This window comes from Brevundimonas sp., from assembly GCF_036732845.1.
GTDB lineage: Bacteria > Pseudomonadota > Alphaproteobacteria > Caulobacterales > Caulobacteraceae > Brevundimonas.
Genome location: NZ_DAINBO010000003.1, coordinates 93,697 through 107,105, shown reverse-complemented (window position 1 = coordinate 107,105; position 13,409 = coordinate 93,697). Strand labels below are relative to the sequence as shown.

The 13,409-nt window shown below is 70.5% G+C and carries 17 protein-coding genes and 1 pseudogene; 14 read left to right on the top strand and 4 right to left on the bottom strand.

The genetic code is table 11. The annotated features are described in order from the left end of the window. Positions 1 to 60: 60 nt before the first annotated feature. Positions 61 to 1,185 (bottom strand): zinc-dependent alcohol dehydrogenase family protein, encoded by a 1,125-nt coding sequence (locus V7D63_RS02365; protein WP_333590643.1) that lies wholly within the window; start codon positions 1,183 to 1,185, stop codon positions 61 to 63. 63 nt (positions 1,186 to 1,248) lie between these two features. Between V7D63_RS02365 and V7D63_RS02360 the strand changes: the two genes are divergently transcribed. Continuing rightward, positions 1,249 to 1,686, top strand: coding sequence for an acyl-CoA thioesterase (locus tag V7D63_RS02360; RefSeq protein ID WP_333590642.1), 438 nt, complete (start codon positions 1,249 to 1,251; stop codon positions 1,684 to 1,686). A gap of 36 nt (positions 1,687 to 1,722) precedes the next feature. Here the strand turns inward: V7D63_RS02360 and V7D63_RS02355 are convergent, their stop codons facing one another. Further along, on the bottom strand, positions 1,723 to 1,932 hold the full coding sequence (locus tag V7D63_RS02355) for a hypothetical protein (RefSeq protein WP_333590641.1): 210 nt from the start codon (positions 1,930 to 1,932) through the stop codon (positions 1,723 to 1,725). 165 nt (positions 1,933 to 2,097) lie between these two features. Here V7D63_RS02355 and V7D63_RS02350 point away from each other — a divergent pair, with 165 nt between their 5' ends. The 12 genes and pseudogenes from V7D63_RS02350 to V7D63_RS02295 all read left to right on the top strand — a co-directional run bounded on the left by V7D63_RS02350 (position 2,098) and on the right by V7D63_RS02295 (position 11,153). Next, the gene (locus V7D63_RS02350) at positions 2,098 to 2,871 is read left to right on the top strand and encodes a YebC/PmpR family DNA-binding transcriptional regulator (RefSeq protein ID WP_333590640.1); all 774 of its coding nucleotides are present in this window, start codon (positions 2,098 to 2,100) and stop codon (positions 2,869 to 2,871) included. After that, on the top strand, positions 2,843 to 3,379 hold the full coding sequence (locus V7D63_RS02345; RefSeq protein WP_333590639.1) for an energy transducer TonB: 537 nt from the start codon (positions 2,843 to 2,845) through the stop codon (positions 3,377 to 3,379). Before V7D63_RS02350 ends, V7D63_RS02345 begins: the two co-directional genes overlap by 29 nt. An 81-nt stretch (positions 3,380 to 3,460) precedes the next feature. Next, complete coding sequence (locus tag V7D63_RS02340; protein ID WP_333590638.1) at positions 3,461 to 4,153, top strand: MgtC/SapB family protein; 693 nt, start codon at positions 3,461 to 3,463, stop codon at positions 4,151 to 4,153. Between the two features lie 70 nt (positions 4,154 to 4,223). Further along, positions 4,224 to 4,703, top strand: a pseudogene (gene ruvC, locus V7D63_RS02335) (crossover junction endodeoxyribonuclease RuvC); the annotation flags it as partial. 152 nt (positions 4,704 to 4,855) lie between these two features. Further along, complete coding sequence (gene ruvA / locus V7D63_RS02330; protein ID WP_333590637.1) at positions 4,856 to 5,473, top strand: Holliday junction branch migration protein RuvA; 618 nt, start codon at positions 4,856 to 4,858, stop codon at positions 5,471 to 5,473. Between the two features lie 43 nt (positions 5,474 to 5,516). After that, positions 5,517 to 6,554 carry a Holliday junction branch migration DNA helicase RuvB gene (gene ruvB, locus V7D63_RS02325; protein WP_333590636.1) on the top strand — a complete coding sequence of 346 codons (1,038 nt, stop codon included), beginning with the start codon at positions 5,517 to 5,519 and terminating at the stop codon, positions 6,552 to 6,554. A 39-nt stretch (positions 6,555 to 6,593) separates the two neighbouring features. Continuing rightward, positions 6,594 to 6,971 (top strand): hypothetical protein, encoded by a 378-nt coding sequence (locus V7D63_RS02320; protein ID WP_333590635.1) that lies wholly within the window; start codon positions 6,594 to 6,596, stop codon positions 6,969 to 6,971. A 62-nt stretch (positions 6,972 to 7,033) separates the two neighbouring features. Continuing rightward, complete coding sequence (locus tag V7D63_RS02315; protein WP_333590634.1) at positions 7,034 to 8,497, top strand: alpha/beta hydrolase; 1,464 nt, start codon at positions 7,034 to 7,036, stop codon at positions 8,495 to 8,497. After that, positions 8,494 to 8,943, top strand: a complete 450-nt coding sequence (gene ybgC / locus V7D63_RS02310; protein ID WP_333590633.1) for a tol-pal system-associated acyl-CoA thioesterase — start codon at positions 8,494 to 8,496, stop codon at positions 8,941 to 8,943. The genes V7D63_RS02315 and ybgC overlap by 4 nt, the downstream gene beginning before the upstream one ends. Positions 8,944 to 9,077: 134 nt before the next feature. Continuing rightward, positions 9,078 to 9,809, top strand: a complete 732-nt coding sequence (tolQ, locus tag V7D63_RS02305; RefSeq protein ID WP_333590632.1) for a protein TolQ — start codon at positions 9,078 to 9,080, stop codon at positions 9,807 to 9,809. Between the two features lie 2 nt (positions 9,810 to 9,811). Next, complete coding sequence (gene tolR, locus V7D63_RS02300) at positions 9,812 to 10,315, top strand: protein TolR (RefSeq protein WP_333590631.1); 504 nt, start codon at positions 9,812 to 9,814, stop codon at positions 10,313 to 10,315. Between the two features lies 1 nt (position 10,316). Continuing rightward, positions 10,317 to 11,153 carry a cell envelope integrity protein TolA gene (locus V7D63_RS02295; protein WP_333590630.1) on the top strand — a complete coding sequence of 279 codons (837 nt, stop codon included), beginning with the start codon at positions 10,317 to 10,319 and terminating at the stop codon, positions 11,151 to 11,153. Here the strand turns inward: V7D63_RS02295 and V7D63_RS02290 are convergent, their stop codons facing one another. Together V7D63_RS02290 and V7D63_RS02285 are read right to left on the bottom strand one after the other, a co-directional pair. Continuing rightward, positions 11,154 to 11,588 carry a TA system VapC family ribonuclease toxin gene (locus V7D63_RS02290; RefSeq protein ID WP_333590629.1) on the bottom strand — a complete coding sequence of 145 codons (435 nt, stop codon included), beginning with the start codon at positions 11,586 to 11,588 and terminating at the stop codon, positions 11,154 to 11,156. It lies immediately after the preceding gene. Continuing rightward, the gene (locus tag V7D63_RS02285; protein ID WP_333590628.1) at positions 11,585 to 11,827 is read right to left on the bottom strand and encodes a CopG family transcriptional regulator; all 243 of its coding nucleotides are present in this window, start codon (positions 11,825 to 11,827) and stop codon (positions 11,585 to 11,587) included. The genes V7D63_RS02290 and V7D63_RS02285 overlap by 4 nt, the downstream gene beginning before the upstream one ends. Positions 11,828 to 11,954: 127 nt before the next feature. On the opposite strand from V7D63_RS02285, the gene tolB reads away from it, so the two are divergent. After that, positions 11,955 to 13,337 carry a Tol-Pal system beta propeller repeat protein TolB gene (tolB, locus tag V7D63_RS02280; RefSeq protein ID WP_333590627.1) on the top strand — a complete coding sequence of 461 codons (1,383 nt, stop codon included), beginning with the start codon at positions 11,955 to 11,957 and terminating at the stop codon, positions 13,335 to 13,337. Positions 13,338 to 13,409 lie beyond the last annotated feature (72 nt).

Below are 13,409 nucleotides of genomic sequence, written 5' to 3'. Positions count from 1 at the left end.
CTTACCCCTCATCCGTCATGCTCCGCATGACACCTTCTCCCCCAAGGGGAGAAGGAAGACTCAGAATCTCACCACCAGCCGCACCACCTCTGCGTCCGCCAGCCGGTCGAAGCCTTCGTTGATCTGGTCCAGCGGGATCGTTCCGCTTTTCAGCCGGTCCACCGGCAGACGGCCCTGGCGGTACAGGGCGACGTAGCGGGGCAGGTCGCGGCTGGGGACACAGGTCCCGACATAGGACCCTTTCAAGGTGCGCTCCTCGCCGACCAGGGCGGCGATGTTGACGGCGGCGGCGGCGTCCGGCGGAGGCAGGCCGGCGGTGACCGTGGTTCCGCCGCGGCGGGTCATGGCCCAGGCCGCTTCCAACGCGCGGATCGAGCCGGCGAATTCCAGGGCCGCGTCGGCGCCGCCGCCGGTCAGGGCGCGGACCCGGTCCACCGCATCGGCGTCGCCCGCATTGACGGTCACGACCGGCCCGAGCGAACGAGCCAGGGCCAGCTTGTCCTCGGCCAGGTCGACGGCGACCACCGGCGACGCCCCGGCGGCCAGGGCGCCCAGCACGGCGGCCAGGCCGACCCCGCCCAGACCGACGATCACCACCGACTGACCCGCCCGGACACCCGCCGTATTCACCACCGCCCCGACCCCGGTCAGGACGGCGCAGCCGAACAGGGCCGCGTCCTCGAACGGCACGGCCTTGTCGATGGGGGTGACCGAACGGCGCGACACCACCGCCCGCTCGGCGAAGGTGGAACAGCCCAACTGGTGATGCAGCGGCCCCTCGGCGTTCGACAGACGCACGCCGCCGCCCAGAAGCCCGCCCGCGACATTGGCCTTCAGCCCCGGTTCGCACAGGGCCGGGCGCCCCTCGGCGCAGGGACCGCAATGGCCGCACGAGGGCATGAAGACGGTGACGACATGGTCGCCGACGCTCAGATCGTCGACGCCCGCGCCCAGAGCCTCGACCACGCCGACGGCCTCGTGGCCCAGGACCATGGGCATGACGCGCGGCCGGTCGCCGTTGATGACGGAAAGGTCCGAATGGCACAGACCCGCCGCGCGCACCGCGATCAGGACCTCGCCGGGACCGGGCGGGTCCAGGCTCACCGTCTCGACCGACAGGGGCCGGGTTTCGGCATAGGGCCGGGCGGCGCCCATGGCGCGAAGGACGGCGGCGCGGGTCTGCATGGTGGCGATCTCCCCGACCGCAGGCTAAGCGGTCCAGACCGGTACGGCCAAGGGGAGTTTCGGATGAGCGAGAGAGCGCCGCGCGGCGTACGGTCGGATTATGTCCGCTTCGTCGCCCTGACCACGCGCTGGGCCGACAACGACGCCTACGGCCACGTCAACAACGTCGTCTATTACGCCCTGATCGACACGGCGGTGAACCAGCTTCTGATCCAGGCGGGCCTGCTGGACGTGACGAGCGGCGCGGTCATCGGCGTGGCGGCCGAGAGCGGCTGCCGTCACCACGCCTCGGCGGCCTATCCCGACGTGATCCATGCGGGCGTGCGGGTGGGCCGGGTCGGAACCTCCAGCATCCGCTATGAGGTCGGCCTGTTCCGAAACGACGAGGACCAGGCCTGCGCCGAGGGCTTCTTCGTCCACGTCATGGTGGCGCGCCAGACGATGCGGCCGGTGGAGATCCCGGCCGGGCTGCGCGGGTTTGTGGAGAGGCTGGCGCGGTAATCTCCCTCCTTCTTTGTGAGGAGGGAGATTTTCTGTTTAGTCGTCCAGACGGCCCGTCAGGGCCAGGGTCCCGACGGCGGTCAGAACGCCCAGGGCGAAGGCGGCGACGAGGGCGCCGGCGGCGACGGCAGTGGGCACCGTCACGGGCCGGGTCTCGTACCATTCGACGATGTCGGCCTCGCCAAAGGCGTCGCCGTGCAGGTCGCCGTCATAGAGGTCGTCGATCAGAGCTTCTTCGGCGCCCATGGCGTCATCTCCCGTTCGGCGGGGATAATACGCCGCCAACCCTTGCGGTTCCGTGACCGTGACAGGACGCCCGACCTGCGTTAGACGGGCGCGCCCGCCCACGCGGCTCGCGCTCAAGCAGCGAGCGGCCGCGCCGCGAGCGTTAGCGCACCAAAAGAGACTTCCATGGCCGGCCATTCCAAATTCAAGAACATCATGCACCGCAAGGGACGCGCCGACGCGGTGCGCTCCAAGCTGTTCTCCAAACTGTCGCGCGACATCACCGTGGCGGCCAAGTCGGGCATGCCCGACCCGGCCCTGAACCCGCGCCTGCGCCTGGCGGTCAACAACGCCAAGGCCGAAAGCCTGCCCAAGGACGTGATCCAGCGCGCCATCAACAAGGCGGCGGGCGGCGACGTCGATACGATGGAGGAGATCCGCTACGAGGGCCGCGGGCCGGGCGGAGTCGGAATCATCGTCGAGGCCCTGACCGACAACCGCAACCGGGCCGGATCGAACATCCGCGCCGCCTTCACCAAGAACGGCGGGGCGCTGGGTGAAATGAACTCGGTCGCCTTCATGTGGGACCGGGTCGGCAAGATCCACTATCCGGCCGAGGCGGGCAGCGAGGACGCCGTGATGGAGGCCGCCATCGAGGCCGGGGCGCAAGACGTCGAGAGCGACCTGGTCAAGCCCGACATCTATGAGGACGCGCCGGGCCACACGATCTGGACCGCCTTCGAGGACCTGAACGAGGTGGCCGAGGCCATGTCCAAGGTGCTGGGCGACCCGAAGTCGACGGCCATCGTCTGGAAGCCCCAGTCCGAGGTTCCCGTCACGGGCGAGGCGGTCGCCACCCTGATGAAACTGTTGGACGCCTTGGACGCCGAGGACGACGTTTCGGCCGTCTATTCCAACGAAGACGTCTCGGATGAGGACTTGGCGACATACGCGGGGTGATCTGACCGTCACCGAGCGACGCACCCGACTGTCGGAAGCCGGGGCCTGGGCCGTCGTGGTCGGGATCGTGGGCCTGTTCTCGGCCCTGGTCGGGGCTATGATTTGGCAGGCCGAGACCTCGCTGAACATGACGGCGGAACGCGACGTCGACCAACCGGCCATCCTGGTGGTCCCTGACCCCGTCCCCCCGCCCCAACCCGCCCCGGTGACGCGCGACGGCCGGGTGCTGATGATCCGCAACCCGGCCTGGGCCGTGCGGCCGACGCCCGAATACCCCGCGCGCGCCATCGCCGCCGGGATCGCCGAGGGCGAGGTTGAACTGGAGTGCGAAGCCCTGGCCGAAGGCCGGGTCGGCGTCTGCCGCATCATCCGCGAGACCCCGCGGGATGTGGGATTCGCTGGGGCCGCCCAGGTCTCGATGCGCGCGGCGCGGCTGCACGCCAGCCAGATCGACGGGACGGACGTCGATTCCCGCATCCGCTTCCGGGTCAGGTTCCGATTGCAATAGCGCCCGCCCGGCACGCGCGCCGCTTGCGGTGCGGCGAGGCGCGGGCGTAGGCTGGCGATTCGTCAGTTTGCGGAGCGAAAATTGCATTTCGACCTGAACCTGATCTGGCCCGTCGGCGCGGCCATGGCCGCGGGCGGCCTGATCGGGGTGGAGCGCACCTATCACGGCCATCCGGCCGGGTTCCGCACCCACACCCTGGTGTGTCTGACGTCCTGCATCCTGATGCTGGCGGCCATGCATCAGGCGACCTGGGACTTCGTCGCCCTGCCCGGCCAGAATGTGGTGATCGACCCGACGCGGATGGCGCACGGGCTTTTGACCGGCATCGGCTTCCTGTGCGCCGGGGTGATCTTCCGCGAGGGGTTTTCGGTCAAGGGACTGACCACGGCGGCGTCGCTGTGGACCACCTCGGCCATCGGCGTGCTGTTCGGCGTGGGCATGACCGAGCTGGCCCTGGTCGGGGCCGGGGCGACGCTGACGGTGCTGGCCATATTGCGCCTGCTGGACGCGCGCCTGCCGCACATCGCGGTGCTGGACATCACCCTGACCTGGGCGCGGGGCCGGGCGCCCAGCGAAGGCGCGCTGCGCGATCTCTTGGCCGGGTCCGGCATCCAGGCCATGCGCATCGGCCATGTCGTCAGCCGCGACGGCCTGGACCACGAACACACGGTCAAGGCCAAGGGACCGACGCCGGTGGATGTCGACGGCCTGTGCCGCCGCCTGTCGGACCAGCCCGATCTGATCGCCTATTCGGTCATTCCGCGCGACGAATAGGGCGCGCGGCATCCGGTCCCAAGAATCCGGTCATTGTCCGTCAACCTTGTTTGCGGCATGACTGGAACGGATGGCGAACGAAACGACTCGAATCCTGGGGCTGGACCCCGGTTTGCGGCGCACCGGATGGGGCGTGATCGCGGCCGAGGGATCGCGCCTGCGCTGGATCGCCCACGGCGTGGTGACCCCGCCCGAGAGCGCGCCGTTCAGCGAGCGGCTGCTGCATCTGCTGGAGGCGGTGTCGCAGGTCTGCGCCGCCCACGCCTGCGACGAGGCCGCGGTGGAGGAAGTGTTCGTCAATATGAACCCGGTCTCGACGCTGAAGCTGGGCCATGCACGGGCGGCGGTGATGCTGGCCCCGGCGCGGTGCGGCCTGCCGGTGGCGGAATATGCGCCCAATCTGATCAAGAAGGCCGTGGTCGGCGCCGGCCATGCGGACAAGGGCCAGATCGCCTTCATGGTCAAACGCCTGCTGCCCGCCGCCGGAGAGGTGAAGGCCGACGCCGCCGACGCCCTGGCCGTGGCCCTGACCCATGCGCAGATGAGGAAGCGGGCGATGATCCTCCCCCGTGCAACGGGGGAGGGGAACCACGAAGTGGTGGAGGGGGCGACCCCAGACACCGGCCGTGGCCCTCGCCCCCTCCACCGCCTTCAGCGGTCCCCCTCCCCTGCTTCGCTACGCTCGCTGGGGAGGATCGTGACATGATCGGGCGGCTGCGCGGGGTGCTGGTCGAGGTCGAGGCGGACCATTGCGTCATCGACTGCGCCGGGGTGGGCTATGTCGTGGCCTGCGGGGCGCGGACCCTGCAACGGCTGCCCGCGCCCGGCGACGAAGCGATCCTGCATATCGAGACGAACTGGAGCCAGGAGAACGGGCCGCGCCTGTACGGTTTCCTGACCCGCGACGACCGCCGCGCCTTCACCACCCTGACCGGCATCCAGGGGGTCGGACCCAAGGCGGCGCTGAGCGTGCTGGACGTGTTGCCGCCCGGCGATCTGGCCGGGGCCGTGGCGCGCGAGGACAAGGCGGCGGTGGCGCGCGCCAATGGGGTCGGGCCGAAACTGGCCCTGCGCATCGTCACCGAACTGAAGGGCAAGCCGCTGGGCGACCCCAGCTTCACCCCCTCGGCGCCCGGCGTGCACGCGCCGGTTTCGGCGCCGGCGCCCAGCCTGACGGGCGAGGCGGTGTCGGCCCTGCTGGGCCTGGGCATGGCCGAGGTCAACGCCCGCCGCGCCGTGGACCAGGCCGTCCTGCGCCTGGGCGAGGACGCCGAACTGTCGGCGGTGATCAAGACGGCCTTGCAGGAGTTGGGGCGGTGATGGGCTTCCAACACGCCCTTCCCCCCGCGAGAGGGGAAGGGTCATGAACGACCGCATCATCTCCGGCGCCCCCGCCCCCGGCGAGGCGCACGATCGCGCCCTGCGGCCGCAGACGCTGGATGAATTCGTCGGCCAGCCCCAGGCCAAGGGCAATCTGAAGGTCTTCATCGAGGCGGCGCGCGGGCGGGCCGAGGCGCTGGATCACGTGCTGCTGTTCGGCCCGCCGGGGCTGGGCAAGACCACCCTGGCCCAGATCGTGGCGCGCGAACTGGGCGTCGGCTTCCGCGCCACCTCCGGCCCGATCCTGGCCAAGGCGGGCGACCTGGCGGCGATCCTGACCAATCTGGAGCCGCGCGACGTCCTGTTCATCGACGAGATCCACCGCCTGGCCCCGGCGGTCGAGGAGATCCTGTATCCGGCCATGGAGGACCATGTGCTGGACCTGATCATCGGCGAGGGACCCTCGGCGCGCAGCGTGCGCATCGACCTGGCGCCCTTCACCCTGGTCGGGGCGACGACGCGGGCGGGGCTGCTGGCGACGCCGCTGAGGGATCGGTTCGGCATTCCGCTGCGGCTGGAATTCTATTCGCCCGAGGACCTGACCCGGGTCGTTCTGGGCGCCGCGCGCAAGCTGGGCGCGGTCATGACCGAGGACGGGGCGCTGGAGATCGCGGCGCGGTCGCGGGGCACGCCGCGCGTGGCCGGGCGGCTGTTGCGCCGGGTGCGCGACTTCGCCGACGCGGAAGGGGCGACGCGCATCGACAAGATGGCGGCCGCGCGCGCCCTGGCCCGGCTGGAGGTCGACGAGGCGGGGCTGGACAGCCTGGACCGCCGCTTCCTGAAGGCGCTGATCGAGAACTATGGCGGCGGGCCGGTGGGCATGGACACCTTGGCGGCGGCCATCGCCGAGGCCCGCGACGCGGTCGAGGACGTGATCGAACCCTATCTGCTGCAACAGGGCTTCATCCAGCGCACGCCGCGCGGCCGCATGGCCTGCGCCAGGGCCTATGCCCACCTGGGCCTGGCGGAGCCGCCCAAGACGCCCGGCGCGGGCGCCCCGGATCTGTTCGAGGGCAAGTAGGACTTGCCGTGGGGCGCAACCCCGGCATGATCGCGGTCCATGAGCGACCGTCGCCGCCGGACCGACCGTCTGATCGCCGTCCTGGGCCTGCTGGTTCTGGCCCTGGGCGCCGCGGCCGTGTGGCGGGTGGCCCAGGACGGCGGCCTGGGGCGCAGGCCCGAGAGCGCGGGCGAACGCGCCCTGCGCCAGGTGCGCACCGAACTGGGGCGCACGGCCGAGGTCCGCTATATCGAGCCGGGCGTGGGTCCCGTGTCGTGCGGCTATGCGGCGCGCGGGCCGGGCCAGGCGGCGGTGGCCTTCGTCTCGCGGCCCCAGCGCATCCTGTTCGGCGACGATCCCCTGCCCCGCGAATTCGCCGAGACGCGCGACAAATACTGCCCCGGTTTCGCGCGGCGGCCGGGCGCGACGACGCCCTGATCCGCGCCGTCTTGCCAGGGACGCGGCGCCGCTCTTAGGCTGCGGCGACAGGAGTTCGCCCCATGATCCTTCGCCTTCTCGCGGCCCTGGCCGTGCTCGCCGGCGCTTCGGCCCTCAGCCACCCGGCCCAGGCCGCCGATCCCGTGTTCAGCGACACCGCCTGCCCGGCCGATTGGCCCAGCGGCGTGCGCGAAGTGCGCTGTGGGACCCTGACGGTCGATGAGGCGCGCGACGGCTCCAGCGATCGGCGCATCGACATCGCCGTGGTCATCGTCAAGGCGTCCCGTCCCTATCGCGACGCCTCGGGCCGCCTGCTGCCCCCGGTGGTCAATTTCCACGGAGGACCGGGCGGCGACTCGACCCCCGGCGTCGGCGGCGCCCTGCGCGCGGCCCAGCAGAACCCCGACATCTTCGCCGTCGATCAGGACATGATCTTCTTCGACCAGCGCGGCGCCGGACGCGGGTCGCCGTCGATGGACTGCCCCGGCGTGGAGCTGACCGACGCCGGCCCCCCGTCCGACAAAGACCGCGACGGCCTGATCGCCTGCCTGAAGGACTGGCAGGCCAAGGGCGTGGATCTGAACTGGTACAACGCCGCCGTCATCGCCGACGACGTGCGCGATCTGGTCCAGACGCTGGGCCTGGAGAAGATCGACCTGAGGGGCGGCTCCTACGGGCCGCGCATCGAGGCCGCCGTCATCACCCACCAGCCCCAGATCGTCCGCGCGGCGGTGATGGACAGCCCCTGGCCGCCCGAGGGCAACTGGGCCGTCGGCACGCCCGAACAGGTCTCGGCCGCCGTTCGCATCATCCTGGACAAATGCGCGGCCCAGGCCGATTGCGCGGCGCGATACCCCGACATGCAGGCCCGTTTTGAAACCGAGGCGCGCCGCTGGCTGGCCGGGCCGGTCACCGGCGCGGACGGCCGCACCTTCACCGTCGATGACCTGTCGGCCTTCCTGATGGACACGACCTACAGCCGCGTCGGCGTGCGCCGCCTGCCCGCCGACATCGCCAAGATCATCGCCGGGGACCTGACCCCGATCGCCGAGATCGCCGAGGATCGGACCTATTATTTCGAGGGCCAGCACATGGCCCATCTGTGCAAGGAGGAGCTGCCGTTTGAATCCAAGGCGCGCCTGATCGCGGGCGCGGCGGGCGATCCGGTGGCCCAGGTGCTGGTTCCGTCTCTGTCGCGCCTGTTCGACGTCTGCGCCGCCGTGGGCGAACGCCCCGCCGATCCGATCGAGAACGCGCCGGTGACGACCGACATCCCGACCCTGTTCGTCGCCGCCGAGATCGACCCCGGCTGTCCGCCGCCCCTGACCGAGGCGGCCGCGCGCGGCTACGCCAACGGCCAGGTGGTCATCGTCGTCAACGCCACCCACGGCGTGATCGGCGCCAGCCCCTGCACCCGCGCCATGGCCCGGGACTTTCTGCGCGATCCCTATGCGCCGGTGGACCGTAGCTGCCTGCCGGCGGCCAACACCCCCCTGGCCTTCATCCTCGACCCGCCCGCCGCATGAGCGAAACGCCAACCGCTGGTCGATTCGAAGGCCGCGAGCATCGGCTGCCGGTGCGGGTCTATTATGAGGACACCGACTTCACCGGCCTGGTCTATCACGCCAACTATCTGCGCTTCTTCGAGCGGGGGCGGTCGGACTTCCTGCGGGCGGCGGGGGTGGGCCATGCGGAGCTGCTGGAGGCCGAGCCGCCGTTGGCCTTCGTGGTGGCCGAGATGGCGGTGAAATTCGTCAAACCCGCGCGCATCGACGACGCCCTGATGGTGCGCACCCGCTATGAGGCGGTCAGGGGACCCCGGCTGATCATCGAACAGACGATCACGCGCGGCGACGAGGTGTTGTGCACGGCCTCGGTGACGGCGGTCTGCATCCATCTGGACGGGCGGCCCCGGCGGCCGTCGGCGGGGCTGATGGACAAGGTGCGGCCGTGGCTGTCCGGCGAAAGCTGAACCGATCACGCCCCTGTCAGGCGCAAGGGCGTGACGCAACGGCCACGGCCCGCTAGACCCGGCGCCACACAACCGCCACGCCGTCCCGGAGATAACGGGACGAACGAGACCTCCAAGGACCGCGAGCACCGCCCATGACCACGCCCGCCGACGCCGCCATGCTGAACCCCGTCGAGCTGTTCATGACCGCCGACTGGGTGGTCAAGGCCGTGATGGTGGGTCTGGCCGGGGCCTCGATCTGGTCGTGGGCGGTGATCATCGACAAGGCCGCCCGCTTCACCGCCCTGAACCGTCAGGCCGACGCCTTCGAGCGCGCCATCGGCTCGGGCCGGTCGCTGGAGGATGTGGCGGCCCAGGCGGGTCCCGATCCGGCCCACGCCCTGCCGCGCATGCTGGTCATCGCCCTGACCGACTGGCGCGAGGCGCGGGCGCGCGGGGCGCTGAACGAGCATCAGTCGAACCTGCTGATGGCCCGCATCGACCGGGCGCTGGACAGTTTGATCGCGCGCGAGGGCCAGCGGATCGAGAACGGTCTGGGCGTGCTGTCGGTGGTGGCCACGGCCTCGCCCTTCATCGGCCTGTTCGGCACGGTGTGGGGCATCATGAACGCCTTTGGGCGCATCGCGGCGGCGGGCAACACCAATCTGACCACCGTGGCGCCGGCCATCGCCGAGGCCCTGTTCGCCACGGCCATCGGCCTGGCGGCGGCCATCCCGGCCTATATCGCCTACAACAAATTCTCGATCGACGCGGGCAAATTCACCGGTCGGCTGGAAAGCTTCGCCGACGATCTGCAGGCGGCCGTGGCGCGGCGTCTGGGCGGCCCGTCCGCGCCCGCACCCCAGCCCGAACACCGGGGCTTCTGAGCATGGCCCTGGGCGGAGCGGGCGGCGGCGGCCATGTGCGCGGCCGCAGGCGGGCCAGAAAACGGCCCCTGAGCGAGATCAACGTCACGCCGCTGGTGGACGTGATGCTGGTGCTGTTGATCATCTTCATGATCTCGGCGCCGCTGCTGACGGTGGGGGTTCCGGTCGAACTGCCCAAGACCGAGGCCAGCGCGGTCGAGACCAACAACGAGCCGCTGAGCGTGTCCATCGACCGCGACGGGCGCATCTTCGTCGGCGACAGTGAGACGCCCTACGACAGCCTGGCCCAGCGTCTGGCCGAGAGCGCCGACGGAAACGGCGCGGCGACCGAGCGGGCGGTCTTCATCCGCGCCGACGGCCGCGCGCCCTATCAGGCCGTGGCCCGGGTGATGGCGCGGCTGTCGGCCACCGGCTTCACCAAGCTGAACCTGATCACCGACACGGCCGCCGGGGCGCCCGCCCCCGTGCCGCAAACCCCGCCGGTCGAAGCGCCGGCCGAGGGCTGAGGTGGCTGGGGCCTCGAACCGAACGACGTCCTGGCCCGCCGTGGCGGGGGCCGTGGGGCTGCATGTCGCGGTCGCGGGCCTGTTGCTGCTGTCCGGCCTGCATGAGGCCAAGGAGATTCAGCCGCTGGTGAATTCAGTGCCGGTGTCGATCGTCTCGGACCAGGTGATCGAGGCCGCCGCCCCCGACAATCCGCAGGAGACGCCCAGCCAGGAGGACGGCGCCGCGGCCCCGCCGCCCGAGGTGGTCGCGCCGACCCCGCCCGCGCCCACGCCCGCGCCGCCCGCGCCCGCCCCGACGCCCAGGCCCGCCGAAAAGGCGACGCCGCGCCCGCCGACGCCCCGTCCGCCCGCGCCGACGCCGCCGACCAAGGCCCAGCCGACCCCGCCGCGCCCGAACCCCGCGCCGCCGCGTCCCGCGCCGCGCCGCGAGGAGCCGTCGCTGGATCTGGACGCCCTGGCCGGGCCGCCGCGTCCGAACCCGAACCGGGGCCGCCCCGCCCCCGGTCAGCAGGGTCGGGGCGCCGCGCCCCAGGCCACGGGTCCGCAGGTCACGGCCATCTTCAACCAGGTCTACAGTCACTGGAACGTCTTCATCGCCTGCAACATGCCGGGCGGCGACCAACTTCGGATTCAGGTCGACGTCAGCCTGTCGGCGAGCGGGCGGATCACGGCGGGACCGACCCTGGTCAATCCGCGCGCCGATCCGGTCTATCGCGCGGCGGCCGAAGAGGCCGTGCGGGCGCTGCGCGCCACCGCCCCGTTCGACGTGCCCGACGGCTTCCAAGGCGGCGCCTTCCGCCCGACCTTCAACACCGAACGAGCCTGCCGGGACCGCTGATCAAACGGGGATCATGTGCAACGCCGCAGCGCCGCCTCGAACCGCACGCGGCGAAAGACGGCGGTCCAGGGTCGCCAAGGCCCCGCCCCGACTGACCGCCAGGGCCAGCAGATAGGTGTCCGTGACCTGGCCCGAGGTCTTCACCATCTCTCTGTCGATAATCGGCGAGGTCATCAGACTGAGGTCTTCGGCCCAGAACTGATGGCGTCCTTGGGCCAAAACCGTCGCCAAGATCGGCGCGACGGCTGCGGGCGACGTCGTTGCACTGGGATAGCGCGAATGGCCGACGATACGCAGGACGCCGTTCTCGGTTATGGCGCAACTGGCCCAGCTCGTCCGGCCCTCTCGAGCGAACCAATTATGGGTGATGGCGTGGGCGATGTGATTTTGGTCGATCAGAGCGATGAGAACGCTGACGTCCAGCAGGAAGGTCACGGCAGTTCATCGCGCAAGACGTTGATCATTTCCGTGGTCACGACGACACCGGGTCGATGCGGCAAAAGCAGGATGCCATTTCGATACTCCGGCGTGCTGGACGGAGTCAGCGCCTGGCGTGCGAGCGCCGAGATGACGGCGCCCAGGCTGAGCCTCTGCTGACGCGCCATGGCCTTGGCCGTTTCCAGCACGTCGTCGTCGATGGTCAGGGTGGTGCGCATGCCGAAACGGTAGCGCATCACGCATCACGCATCAATGTTGGCGCGCCCCCGACCCCAAAGTCGCCCCATTCGCCGCCATGCTGGTTTTCGGTAACCGGTCTGGCGATAAGGACCGGGGTAGGTCATCGCCGCTGAGAGATTCGTCATGCGTCTGCAACTGCTTCTGGCCTCGGCCGCGGCCCTGGTCGTCGGCTCTCCGCTCGCGGCCCAGACCCAACCCGCTCCGACCCAGGCGGCGCCCGCCCAGCAGGGACCGATCGAGGTCGACATCGACCAGGGCGTGCTGCGCCCGCTCCAGATCGCCGTGGCCCCCTTCAGCGGCCAGAGCGGGTCCGAGATCGCCAATGTCGTCTCGGGCGACCTGCGCCGCTCGGGCTTCTTCGAGCCGCTGAACCCGTCCAGCTTCGTCGAGACCGGCCTGACGGTCGCCAATGCCCCCAACTTCCCGCAATGGACCGCCATCGGCGCCCAGGCGGTGCTGTACGGCAGCGTCACTCCGCGCGCCGACGGCCGCAACGACGTGGGTTTCCGCCTGTACGACCCGTACCGCCAGTGCCAGCTCGTCAGCTATCAGTTCACCGCCACGCCCGAGCAATGGCGCCGCATCGCCCACAAGATCGCCGACGTCGTCTATCAGCGCATGACCGGCGAGAGCGGCTTCTTCGACACCCGCGTCATCTATGTCGCCGAGAGCGGCACCCAGTTGAACCGCCTCAGCCGCCTGGCCATCGTTGATCAGGACGGGTTCAACCCCGTCTATCTGACCCAGGGCGACGAGGTGATCATGTCACCGCGCTTCTCGGCCTCGAACCCGGAAGAGATCACCTATGTCGCGCTGGGCCGCGATTACAGCCGCATCTATCTGTACAATCTGTCGACCGGCCGCCGTGAGAGCCTGGGCGAGTTCGACGGCCAGGTGCTGGCGCCCCGCTTCTCGAACGACGGGTCCAAGATCGCCTTCTCGATCATCCGGGGCGGCAACACCGACGTCTATGTGATGAACCTGCGCACCCGCCAGTTGTCGCGCCTGACGTCCGACCCCGGCATCGACACCTCGCCCTCGTTCAGCCCCGACGGATCGATGATCGCCTTCAACTCCGACCGCTCGGGCAGCCCGCGCATCTATGTGATGCGGGCCGACGGCGCGGGTCAGCGGGCGGTGTCGCGCGGCGGCGGCGTCTACACCGCCCCGGCCTGGTCCCCGCGCGGCGACCTGATCGCCTTCACCAAACAGCAGGGCGGGCGTTTCCACATCGGCGTGATGGATTCCAGCGGCGGCGGCGAGCGCATCCTGTCGTCCAGCTATTTCGAGGAAGGCCCGTCCTGGGCGCCGAACGGCCGCTACATCATGTTCGCGCGCCAGACGCGCGGCGGCGACACCCGGCTGTGGACCGTGGATCTGTCAGGGCGGGTGACCGCCCAGGCGGGCTATGACGGACGCGGCTCGGACCCGGCCTGGTCGCCGTTGCTGGACGCGCCGCCGGCCAGCCTGGGCCTGAACCAGGGCGCAGATAGCTGCCCGGCCTGATCTTTTGAGGGGCGACCGTCGGGTCAACTGTGCGTTATCATGGCTGGCGCCCCATTCCCGCCACCGCTAGCA

What these genes read in the sequence shown, in the direction of transcription:
- tolQ (WP_333590632.1), top strand. Translation starts at nt 9,078, where the DNA reads ATGACCACGCCCGCCGACGCCGCCATGCTGAACCCCGTCGAGCTGTTC.
- V7D63_RS02365 (WP_333590643.1), bottom strand. Translation starts at nt 1,185, where the DNA reads ATGCAGACCCGCGCCGCCGTCCTTCGCGCCATGGGCGCCGCCCGGCCC.
- ruvB (WP_333590636.1), top strand. Translation starts at nt 5,517, where the DNA reads ATGAACGACCGCATCATCTCCGGCGCCCCCGCCCCCGGCGAGGCGCAC.
- V7D63_RS02350 (WP_333590640.1), top strand. Translation starts at nt 2,098, where the DNA reads ATGGCCGGCCATTCCAAATTCAAGAACATCATGCACCGCAAGGGACGC.
- tolR (WP_333590631.1), top strand. Translation starts at nt 9,812, where the DNA reads ATGGCCCTGGGCGGAGCGGGCGGCGGCGGCCATGTGCGCGGCCGCAGG.
- ybgC (WP_333590633.1), top strand. Translation starts at nt 8,494, where the DNA reads ATGAGCGAAACGCCAACCGCTGGTCGATTCGAAGGCCGCGAGCATCGG.
- V7D63_RS02285 (WP_333590628.1), bottom strand. Translation starts at nt 11,827, where the DNA reads ATGCGCTACCGTTTCGGCATGCGCACCACCCTGACCATCGACGACGAC.
- V7D63_RS02345 (WP_333590639.1), top strand. Translation starts at nt 2,843, where the DNA reads ATGAGGACTTGGCGACATACGCGGGGTGATCTGACCGTCACCGAGCGA.
- V7D63_RS02315 (WP_333590634.1), top strand. Translation starts at nt 7,034, where the DNA reads ATGATCCTTCGCCTTCTCGCGGCCCTGGCCGTGCTCGCCGGCGCTTCG.
- tolB (WP_333590627.1), top strand. Translation starts at nt 11,955, where the DNA reads ATGCGTCTGCAACTGCTTCTGGCCTCGGCCGCGGCCCTGGTCGTCGGC.
- ruvA (WP_333590637.1), top strand. Translation starts at nt 4,856, where the DNA reads ATGATCGGGCGGCTGCGCGGGGTGCTGGTCGAGGTCGAGGCGGACCAT.
- V7D63_RS02360 (WP_333590642.1), top strand. Translation starts at nt 1,249, where the DNA reads ATGAGCGAGAGAGCGCCGCGCGGCGTACGGTCGGATTATGTCCGCTTC.
- V7D63_RS02320 (WP_333590635.1), top strand. Translation starts at nt 6,594, where the DNA reads ATGAGCGACCGTCGCCGCCGGACCGACCGTCTGATCGCCGTCCTGGGC.
- V7D63_RS02355 (WP_333590641.1), bottom strand. Translation starts at nt 1,932, where the DNA reads ATGGGCGCCGAAGAAGCTCTGATCGACGACCTCTATGACGGCGACCTG.